Annotated in this window: 7 protein-coding genes; 2 read left to right on the top strand and 5 right to left on the bottom strand. The window is 60.4% G+C overall.

Features of this window, described 5'->3' with window-relative positions; translation table 11 throughout:
• Positions 1 to 21 precede the first annotated feature (21 nt).
• The 4 genes from B3849_RS08510 to B3849_RS08525 form a co-directional block, all read right to left on the bottom strand.
• Positions 22 to 1209, bottom strand: a complete 1188-nt coding sequence (locus B3849_RS08510; RefSeq protein WP_237279127.1) for a vWA domain-containing protein — start codon at positions 1207 to 1209, stop codon at positions 22 to 24.
• Positions 1210 to 1212: 3 nt separating this feature from the next.
• Positions 1213 to 1386 (bottom strand): hypothetical protein, encoded by a 174-nt coding sequence (locus B3849_RS08515; RefSeq protein ID WP_005853331.1) that lies wholly within the window; start codon positions 1384 to 1386, stop codon positions 1213 to 1215.
• 18 nt (positions 1387 to 1404) lie between these two features.
• Positions 1405 to 2769: a DUF2927 domain-containing protein gene (locus tag B3849_RS08520; protein WP_278426250.1), complete on the bottom strand. Its 1365-nt coding sequence runs from the start codon at positions 2767 to 2769 to the stop codon at positions 1405 to 1407.
• A 334-nt stretch (positions 2770 to 3103) separates the two neighbouring features.
• Entirely contained in the window at positions 3104 to 3943 is an 840-nt protein-coding gene (locus B3849_RS08525; RefSeq protein WP_037945011.1) for an AAA family ATPase, read from the bottom strand.
• Positions 3944 to 4106: 163 nt separating this feature from the next.
• On the opposite strand from B3849_RS08525, the gene dksA reads away from it, so the two are divergent.
• On the top strand, positions 4107 to 4529 hold the full coding sequence (dksA, locus tag B3849_RS08530; protein ID WP_037945012.1) for an RNA polymerase-binding protein DksA: 423 nt from the start codon (positions 4107 to 4109) through the stop codon (positions 4527 to 4529).
• Positions 4530 to 4642: 113 nt separating this feature from the next.
• Positions 4643 to 5812 carry an FAD-dependent monooxygenase gene (locus B3849_RS08535; RefSeq protein WP_278426251.1) on the top strand — a complete coding sequence of 390 codons (1170 nt, stop codon included), beginning with the start codon at positions 4643 to 4645 and terminating at the stop codon, positions 5810 to 5812.
• A 13-nt stretch (positions 5813 to 5825) separates the two neighbouring features.
• On the opposite strand, the gene B3849_RS08540 is transcribed toward B3849_RS08535, so the two are convergent.
• On the bottom strand, positions 5826 to 6875 hold the full coding sequence (locus B3849_RS08540; protein WP_278426253.1) for an ornithine cyclodeaminase: 1050 nt from the start codon (positions 6873 to 6875) through the stop codon (positions 5826 to 5828).
• Positions 6876 to 6904 lie beyond the last annotated feature (29 nt).

The following is a 6904-nucleotide window of genomic DNA, read 5'->3' on the forward strand; positions in this document are numbered from 1 at the left end:
CTGTGGTGGGGTGGCGGCTGATTACCGGGTCAGCGTCTTCATCCCGCGGCTCAGCCCTTCGAGGGTCATGGGCACCATTGCCTCTGCGCCAAAGATTTCCTGCACCATTTTGATGGATTGGGTGTAGGGCCAGTATTTCTCGGGGATCGGGTTGATCCAGAGGTTGCTGTTCCATTGTTCGCGCGCGCGAGAGAGCCAGACCGATCCGGCCTCGGCGTTCCAGTGTTCATTGGCGCCACCGGGGTAGGCGATTTCGTAAGGGGACATGGACGCGTCGCCCACGAAAATGCATTTGTAATCCGGCCCGTAGGTGCGCAGCACTTCCATCGTGTCCAACTGTTCCGTCCAGCGGCGGCGATTGTCGCGCCAGACACCTTCATACAGGCAGTTGTGGAAGTAGAAATATTCGAGGTGTTTGAATTCGGCCTTGGCAGCGCTGAACAGTTCCTCGACGGTTTTGATATGCGGGTCCATAGAGCCACCCACATCCAAGAACAGCAGCACCTTGACCGCGTTGCGCCGCTCGGGGCGGGTTTTGACATCGAGGTAGCCGTGTTCCGCCGTCGCACGGATGGTGCCGCCCAGATCAAGTTCGTCATTGGCACCGTCACGGGCCCACCGGCGCAGACGTTTGAGCGCGACCTTGATGTTGCGGGTGCCCAGTTCGACCGTGTCGTCGAGGTTCTTGAATTCGCGTTTGTCCCAGACCTTGACCGCGCGCTGGTGGCGCGATTCATTCTGGCCGATGCGCACGCCTTCGGGGTTGTAGCCATAGGCCCCGAAGGGCGAGGTGCCTGCGGTGCCGACCCATTTATTGCCCCCCTGATGGCGGCCTTTCTGTTCCTCGAGCCGTTTGCGCAGCGTCTCCATCAGCTTGTCAAAACCGCCCGCGGCCTCGATCTCGGCCTTTTCCTCGGGGGTGAGGTGCTTTTCGGCCATTTTTTCCAGCCACTCGTGCGGGATGTCCACGGCCTCCATCACATCGTCGAGGCTAATGTTTTCAAGGCCCGAGAACGCGGCCGCAAAGGCGCGGTCGAACTTGTCGATGTTGCGTTCGTCTTTGACCATGCTGGTGCGCGCGAGATAGTAGAAGGCATCGACATCATAGGTCGCGAGCCCGGCTGCCATCCCGTCGAGAAAGGCGAGAAACTCGCGCATGGACACCGGCACCTTGTGTTGGCGCAGTTGGTCAAAGAACGGCAGAAACATGAATTACGCTCCGGTTAGGACTCGGTCCAGAACGACTGTAAGGATCATGCCGACGATGATAAAGGCCATCGCAAATCCGGCCGCGTATTGTGCGATATCCTTGCGGTTGCCGTTGCGTTTACGGGCGGTCAGCCCCCCGATAACAGCGCCGATCACGGCGAGAAGTATGACGATCATTTTAACCCGTTTCGCTAGTTATTTGAGCGGGTTAAGCGACGCGATCTCGCGCATTTTGGCCCGCACAGCCCAGTCAGAGCCAAATCCGTACCGTGCCCAGCCCAAACTGTCCACCCTGACGGCCTGTGCCTCGGCCGCGCGGTTCTCAAGCTCGAGCGCTTCGGCACGCAGCAACAGCAGGGTGCTGAGCAGGGCGGCGTTCTCGCGTCGGCGTGCGGTGTCGATATGCGGCGCGATCAGACGTAGCGCTTCGGCACCCTGACCCTTGGAGACCGAATAAGCCCCCAGTTGCGTCGCCACATAAGCGCGGTGCAGATCGGTGCCGGGGGTGCGGGCGTAGAAGAGATCGGACATCTTGTATTGTTCATGCGCGGCTTCGGCATCACCCGATTGCAACGCGCGCCCCATGGCGTAATGGGCAAACGCGCGGCGGTGATCCTGCCAGCCTAGGCTTTGTGCGATCTTGATGGCGCTATAGGCCGCGTCCTGGCGTTGCCCGCTGGAGCGACCGGGCCCGAGCGCGCCCTGAACGGCGGCATTCCAGGCGCGGGGGGTGCGGGTCAGGAAGCGTGCTTTGGTCGATGTGCCGCCCGGATTGATCCGTGCCAGAATACCCGGCAGGGCGTTTGCCACCTGGCCCCGTGTCATGCCCGACCGCAGCGCTGGATCGTAGTAGGCGCGCAGGATCATCATATCAAATCCGGTCAGCACCGTATGCACGTTGTCGTCGTTAAAGACGGAATCCGGCAGGCGATACAGATCGTTGAGAGGACCAAGCGCTTGGGCCAGTTCTTCGTGCAAACAATCGCGGACCTCTTGCGGGCTGGCGTCATTCGGGATGAAGATCGACACGCGGCTGCGGGTTTTCAGCAAGGACCAGTTGGTCTGCGCGGTGCGGCGGACTTTCTTGTATTCATCAAGGCTGCTGACATTCGGGGCCACAAAACATGCGGCCTGGGGTAGCACCTTGTTGATGGTGCGACGGCTGACAGCTTCGACGGTGATATTGGCATTCGGGCCGCTGGTGGGGCTGATGTCGATCCGGGCCTCTTGCCGCAAGCGATTGAGCAGCGCGGTCAGATCGGGGCCAAGGGTCGGGGGCGGCGCACCGATGACGCGCACGGTGACCGGACCTTCGAAACGGGTGAAAACGGGGAGCTCCTTGCCGCTTTCCATGCGGAACGACAGTTCGATAAAATCGAGGCTGAGGTCGTTGTTGGAGCGCGGTGCCGGCAGCGATTGATGCACGGTGAACCGTTTCATCGCGGGCAAAGAAGAGGTTGAGGCGGGTTCCATCGCGGCGCGGGTCACCACACCGGGATGCGAGGCCGGAACGCAGGCACTGATCGCCAGCATCAAGGGCAGCAAAAGGTATTTCTTCATGGATGGGACCCCGTTGTGGCAGGTGCAGGGACCGCACGGACAACTTTAACAGTCTCCAACGCACGGCGCACGAACGGTGCAAAAATCATATCCATCATCTACCTGACTGCCCTTTTGAGCTGATTACAGGTGTTTTTCGCCCGCCATCCAGACCATTCTAGGGAGCAACCATGTCAAAACAGAGAAAAATGTTAACAAATAAGGCAGGCTTATGACCATCGTTGCTTAGACGTCACAAATAGGACGGGCGCGTTTGCAGCCGTGAAATAACGCGCGGGCGGTTGGATATTCCCTTTATGCGGGATCAGGGCGCGGCGCACCGCGCCCCTTGGGGTCACTTTTGCGCGCGTGCCATAAAGGCAAGCCGTTCGAACAGATGCACGTCCTGTTCGTTTTTCAGCAGCGCACCGTGCAACTTTGGCAGGGCGGACTTGCCGTCTTTTTTCAGATCGGCGGCATCCATATCCTCGGCCAGCAACAGCTTGAGCCAATCCAGCACTTCCGACGTGGATGGTTTTTTCTTCAGCCCTTGCTGTTCGCGGATTTCGTAGAATTGGGTCAGCGCCGTGGTCAACAGGGATTCCTTGATACCGGGGTGGTGGACCTCGACGATCTTGCGCAGCGTGTCCATCTCGGGGAACTGGATGTAGTGGAAGAAGCAACGGCGCAAAAAGGCGTCGGGCAGCTCTTTTTCATTGTTCGAGGTGATGATGACGATGGGGCGATTTTCGGCTTTGATCGTCTCGCCTGTCTCGTAGACGAAGAACTCCATCTTATCGAGCTCTTGCAAAAGGTCGTTGGGGAATTCGATGTCGGCCTTGTCGATCTCGTCGATCAGCAACACGGTTTTGCCTTCGGCCTCAAACGCCTGCCACAGCTTGCCCTTGCGGATGTAGTTTTTCACGTCATGCACGCGCTCTTCGCCAAGCTGGCTGTCGCGCAGGCGGCTGACGGCGTCATATTCGTATAGACCCTGTTGCGCACGGGTGGTCGATTTGATGTTCCATTCGATCATGGGCAGGCCAAGGGCGGCTGACACTTGTCGGGCTAGTTCCGTTTTACCTGTGCCGGGCTCACCTTTTACAAGCAGAGGTCGTTCCAGCGTTACAGCCGCATTCACCGCAATCGTGAGGTCATCTGTGGCGACGTAATCTTGAGTACCTTGGAATTTCATCTTGTTTTCAACCTTCTTCAACGCGCTATTCTTGGTCCTTAAACCAACAAACATAAGCATTGTGTAGTGACAATCCGCTAACGCTGCGTTAGATGCACGCCACGGGAGTGATGTCGGGAGACGCGCCTTCATGACAGGATTTAAGACCGCGATGGGGAATGATATGAAGCAGGAAGTTTTTTTGGCGGATGGTTATACACCTGCCGAAGACGAGCCGTTCATGAATGATCGGCAAGTCGAATACTTCAGACGCAAACTATTGAACTGGAAAGCCGAGCTGCTGGCGGGAAGCCGGGACACGATCGAGGGCTTGCAAGACGGGACACGCAACATCCCCGATGTGAACGATCGCGCCTCCGAGGAAACGGACCGCGCGCTGGAACTGCGCACGCGGGACCGCGCCCGCAAGCTGGTCAGCAAGATCGACGGGGCGCTGCGCCGCATCGATGAGGGTGAATTCGGCTACTGCTCTGTCACCGGAGAGCCGATTTCGCTGAAGCGTCTGGATGCGCGTCCAATCGCCACGATGAGCCTTGAGGCGCAAGAGCGTCACGAGCGCCGCGAGAAAGTCCACCGCGACGATTGATCGTCCGGTCACGGGTCGCAAATGACGGCATTTGCGCGAGAATGATAATGAAAGCGCCGCGGTGAGAGCCCGGCGCTTTTGTGTATGAAGCTGGCAAGACAGGCGAAAGCGAAATGGGCATCAGCAACGCAATCGTTATTGGTGGGGGTATCGGCGGCCTGGCCGCCGCAGCGGCTTTGTCGCGCCGCGGTATGGCTGTCACGCTGCTGGAGCAGGCTCCGGCGATCACCGAGGTCGGTGCCGGCCTCCAGATCAGCCCCAACGGTATCGCGGTGTTGCGAGCGATGGGGCTCGACGCCAAGCTGACCGAACGCGCGGCGGTGCGCGGGCAGGCGGTGGTCTTGCAGGATTACAAGGCTGGGGCGCGTGTGGCGCGGTTGGACCTGATGCGCGGGCAGGGCGCATATCCCTATATGTTCGTACACCGCGCCGATCTGGTGGACATCCTGCTGGGCGCGGCCAAACGGGGCAATGTCACGATAGAGCTTGGGGCCGAGGTGGCAGAGGTGACCCCCGGTGCCACGCCGCAACTGCGACTGAAGGTTGGGTCGCGCCGGCGGGCAGAGCTGATCGTTGATGCCAGCGGGATCCACAGCCGGGCGCGTGCGGTGTTGAATGGGGCGGATCAGACAAAGTTCACCGGGCAGGTCGCGTGGCGCGCGGTTGTGCGCAATGACTTCAACCACCCCGACGAGGCCCATGTCACCATGGGGCCGGGCCGCCATCTGGTCAGCTACCCTTTGCGCGGCGGGCGGCTGGTCAATCTGGTCGCGGTAGAAGAGCGTGACAGTTGGGCCGCCGAAGGCTGGAACCATGCGGACGATCCGGTAAACCTGCGAAACGCCTTTGCGGGTTTTGGCGGGCGGGCTGCCGCGATGATCCATGCGGTAGAGGCCTGCACGCTTTGGGGGCTCCACCTGCATCCGGTTGCGCAGACGTGGCATCAGGGCGGGGTTGTCTTGCTGGGGGATGCCGCGCATCCGACGCTGCCGTTCCTTGCGCAGGGCGCCAATATGGCGCTTGAAGATGCGTGGGTGCTGGCCGACAGCGTGCTGAACCACCCCGCAGAACAGGCGCTCGCCCGTTATCAAAGCCTGCGCCAACCCCGTGTTACCCGTGTCGTTAAAGCGGCGGCAGGCAATGCCGCGCGCTATCACTTGCGCCCCGGGCCTTTGCGGTCGGCCGCGCATCTGGGACTGAAACTAGGCAGCACCCTTGCACCTTGGGCGATGGTCGGCGCGTTCAACTGGCTGTACCACCATGATGTGACCGCGCCGAAATAGGCTCCCGTCGCCGTTACTTGGCCCGTTGCAACATGCCGAACAGATCCCGCGGATCTTCGGGGTCGGCCAGCAGGTCAAGCGGGTCGAACAGATCGGTCGCCTTGATCTGGTCGCGCACATAGCGCAGCGCCGAGAAATCCTCGATCGCGAAGCCGACGCTGTCGAACAGGGTGATCTGCTTGTCATCGGTGCGCCCCTGCGCCTGACCGGTCAGCACCTGCCAGATTTCGGTCACGGGGTGATCCGGTTCAAGCTGCTGTATCTCGCCCTCGATCCGGGTCTGTTCGGGGTATTCCACAAAAATCCCCGCGCGGTGCAGGATCGCGGGGGCCAGTTCGGTCTTGCCCGGACAGTCGCCGCCGATGGCGTTGATGTGGATGCCGCTGCCGACCATATTATCTGTCAGGATGGTGGCATATTGCTTGTCCGCCGTGCAGGTGGTGACGATCTGCGCGCCCAGCATCGCTTCTTCCGCGGTGTCGCAGGGCACGACCTTGATGCCCAGGCCTTGCAGGTTGGCGCCGCATTTGGCGGTGGCGTCCTTGTCGATGTCGTACAGCCGGACCTCGTCGATGCCGACGATGGCCTTCATGGCGAGGGTCTGGAATTCGGATTGCGCCCCGTTCCCGATCATCGCCATGACATGCGCGCCCTTGGGGGCCAGCAACCGCGCCACCACGGCAGAGGTCGCCGCCGTGCGCAGCGCCGTCAGCATCGTCATCTCGGACAGCAACACCGGATAACCGTTGGCCACATTCGCCAGCAGGCCAAAGGCGGTCACGGTCTGCAACCCCTCCGCCGTGTTCGAGGGGTGGCCATTTACGTATTTGAACCCGTAGACCTCGCCGTCCGAGGTCGGCATCAGCTCGATCACGCCCTGTTCCGAATGGCTGGCCACGCGCGGGGTCTTGTCAAACAGCTCCCACCGTTTGAAATCCGCCTCGATATACTCCCCAAGCCCGATCAGCATGGGTTCAATCCCGATGTGATGGATCAGCTTCATCATATTGTCGACGGATACAAAGGGCACCAGCGCCTTGTCAGAGGGGGTCAGATTGGTCATGGTCGTGGTCCTTTACTCAAATCAATAGG

This window comes from Sulfitobacter sp. UBA4523, assembly GCF_002388305.1.
GTDB classification, from domain to species: Bacteria; Pseudomonadota; Alphaproteobacteria; order Rhodobacterales; family Rhodobacteraceae; genus Sulfitobacter; species Sulfitobacter pontiacus.